General features: G+C 34.0%; 3 protein-coding genes. 1 reads left to right on the forward strand and 2 read right to left on the reverse strand.

All coding sequences use genetic code 11. The features are described 5' to 3' along the window. Window positions 1–278: 278 nt before the first annotated feature. Window positions 279–1,181 (forward strand): AEC family transporter, encoded by a 903-nt coding sequence (locus tag QZU83_RS10460; RefSeq protein ID WP_295611928.1) that lies wholly within the window; start codon window positions 279–281, stop codon window positions 1,179–1,181. A 123-nt stretch (window positions 1,182–1,304) separates the two neighbouring features. Here the strand turns inward: QZU83_RS10460 and QZU83_RS10465 are convergent, their stop codons facing one another. Both QZU83_RS10465 and tpiA read right to left on the reverse strand, forming a co-directional pair. Further along, window positions 1,305–2,522 carry a phosphoglycerate kinase gene (locus QZU83_RS10465; protein WP_295611929.1) on the reverse strand — a complete coding sequence of 406 codons (1,218 nt, stop codon included), beginning with the start codon at window positions 2,520–2,522 and terminating at the stop codon, window positions 1,305–1,307. Window positions 2,523–2,531: 9 nt separating this feature from the next. Next, entirely contained in the window at window positions 2,532–3,200 is a 669-nt protein-coding gene (gene tpiA, locus QZU83_RS10470) for a triose-phosphate isomerase (RefSeq protein WP_292606434.1), read from the reverse strand. Window positions 3,201–3,360: the final 160 nt, after the last annotated feature.

A 3,360-nucleotide genomic window follows, 5' to 3' on the forward strand; every position in this document is an offset into this window, starting at 1 on the left:
CGGATTATCCGTCGTTAGTGCAATAATGAGTTCTGATAATCCTAAAAAATCATCCGAAGAGCTATTAAATATTTTTAATAGCTAATTTATTTATTTTAAGGGTTTTGTCAATAATTTAAATTATTGATAGTTTTTCTTATTTTTCTTATTTTTGTAGTAAATTGAACTTTCATTATTGAAAGTCATGATTTTTAACCTAAATTCAATTTAAAATAATGATTATCTTATATAAAAAAAATTAAATAATAATATAAAAATGATTAATTGGGGAAGTTTAGATGGCAAGTCCAATTGAAGTTATTTTAGTGCCGACAATAATGATTCTGTTAGGAGTATTTTTAAGGCAAAAGGGTTTTCTAAAAAAATCAGATAGGGAACTTCTTTCAAAGATTGTTTTATACATTGCACTTCCTGCAATGATTTTTATAAATCTGTATGATGCCCAGATATCTCATAACATGCTCTTTTTACCTGTTCTGGGTTTTACCCTAACATGCATACTTATAGTCATAGCATATGCTTACTGCAGAGTGAGAAATTACTCTAAAAAGACCACATGGACAATAATTATTGCAGCATCAATCATGAATACTGGGTTTATAGGATTTCCAGTATCATTAGGGGTTTTTGGAAATGAAGGATTTATCAATGCAGTGTTTTATGATCTTGCAACATCATCATGGGTAGTTCTCTACGGCGTTATCCTTGCAACTAAATTCGGAGGCAACAGAAAGGAAGCATTAAAAAAAGCACTGACCTTTACTCCGGTCTGGGCAGTGATATTTGCATTAATATTTAATGTTTTCAATATTCCGTTAATCTATGTTGTTGAAAACACTCTAAACTATTTCGGACAGGCTACAATACCATTAATCATGCTGTCACTGGGTCTTTCACTTGATTTTGGAAATGTGAAAAACTATCTCTCCCCTTCAATAGCAGTATCTGTCATTAAGCTGGTGATTGCTCCTGTGATAATGTTTGGACTGCTTTCAATATTCAAGATATCAGGTATGGCTTTTAACATTGCAATTCTTGAAGCAGGAATGTCAACTGCAGGAAATGCTCTGGTGCTTGCTATAGAATATGGCCTTGATGCTGATTTGATGGGATCTTTAACATTTACAAATGTTGTTTTAAGCGTGTTTACATTAACTGCAATCATAGGCTTTTTAAGCTAAAAAATAGTTTGTAGTGTGTGGAAGATTTAGTTAAAAATCTCCCAAGGATTAAATAGAGAAAATTAAAAAATTACCGATTTATTGACAAATCCATTAAAAAAAGATATAAAAGTAAAAAAAATATTATTTTTTACTATTTTTCAAAGCTTCTACAGCAGCAAGCTTTTTACCTGCCAACATACTAATACAAGCTCCGCCACCACTACTTAAATGGCTCATATGTTCTTCAAGACCCAAACCAGCAGTAGCTGCAGCAATATGACCTCCACCAATTAAAGTGAAACCTTTTGAGGTAGCCATAGCATTAATTAAGTCTTCAGTACCCATTGAAAATTTAGGATCTTCAAATACACCTGCAGGACCATTAGCGAATATATATTTGGCGTCCCTGATTTCTTTTGCATAATATGAAATAGTCTTAACACCAATGTCAAAAATGGATTTATTAGGAATTTCTTTAAAATCAATGTCAACCCTTTGACCGTCAATATCACAAGCAACATCAATAGGATATTTTACCTTATCGCCAAATCTATCGATTAATTCTTTGGCTTTTTCGACCATATCCTCATATCCTCTGCTTACAATGAAATCCTTATTAACCTGACCGATATCAACGCCTGCAGCCCATAAAACAATGTTTCCAACAATACCTGTTGTCAATATGGAATCTGCAGTACCGTTGCTCAATACGTTTTCCATAACATCAATGGAATCTTCAGGCTTCATTCCACCAAGCAGGAATACGCATGGATGTTCCACATTATCGAGCGCATCTTGAATTACAGTCAATTCTTTTTCCATAACACGTCCCGCAGCTGAAGGAGTATCAACAGTAAAACCAACCAATGATGCATGAGATCTATGAGCAGCTGCAAAAGCATCATTTACAAAGTAATCGATTAATGGAGACAAATGCCTTACAAGTAAAGTTTTTGACTGTTCTTCAGGAGTTCTTGAAAGGGACTCCTCTGAAAAGAAACGTGCATTTTCAAGTAATAAAATTTCATGCGGCTTAAGAGATTTGATTGCTTCTTTAGCAGCATTGGAAAATAATGAATCAGCGTATTTAACCCTTAAATTTAGAATATCTGACAATGCCTGTGCATGTTGGGACAAGGTTGTGAAATCCTTTTTGCCCGGACGGCTTTGATGAGCAAGAAGTACTACTTTAGCCCCTTTATTAGACAATTCCTTAACAGTCTGAGCATGCAATTTTAATCGAGTGTCATCCAATATAATCCCAGAGCTCGGATCTACCGGAGAGTTAATATCAATCCTAACCAATACAGTTTTATCTTCAATGTCAAAATCATCAATTGTATTAAAATCCACCATTATCTCACATCATCACAATTTACTTACCAAATCAAGTAAGGCTTCTTTTGGACTTTCTGCTTTAATAATTCCGGATGCAAGCAATACTCCATCAGCACCCAAATCCATAGCAGCTTTCATGTCATCACCAGTAGTTATTCCAGCACCACATAAAACCTTAACATCTTTATTGATGGCTTTAACTTCTTTTACTGAATCTTCAACAACTTCAGGTTGAGCTTGTGAAACAGGAATACCAGTACCTATCAATTCAGGAGGTTCAACAGCTACTGCAGTAGGTGCAAGAGCAGCAATAGCTTTTGAAGTTTCAATATTGTTAGTACAAACACATGATTCAATTCCATTGGCTTTACATAATTTTACAACTTCATCGATGTCAGCCAACTTCATCCTATTTTCTGAATGATTAATTAAAGAACCGCTTATTCCAGCATCAATTAAAGTATTGATTAAGTTGGATCCTGTGTGTCCACCTGGAGAAATCGGATCTATATGTTGAGCAAAAATTGGAATGGAAGTTTCTTCACTAATTCTATAAATATCAGCAGCCTGTGGAGCTGCAACCATAGTAATTCCAGATTCACTTGCAGCGCTTTCTAAGTCATGTGCAAGTTCTAATGCATTCATACCACTTGATTCCAAATAAGTTTTATAGTTTAATATAACAATTGGTGTGTCCATAATAATCCCACAACTACTCTTTGATAATTATATTTGAATAACATTATTAAATAAATTTTTGATTGGAAATTCTTTTTTCAGCCAATTCAACATATTCCCTTTTAATGTCATAAGCAATATAGCTACGATTGTTTTGAACTGCTGCAATGCAAGTTGTACC

This window comes from uncultured Methanobrevibacter sp., assembly GCF_902771435.1.
Taxonomy (GTDB): Archaea; Methanobacteriota; Methanobacteria; order Methanobacteriales; family Methanobacteriaceae; genus Methanocatella.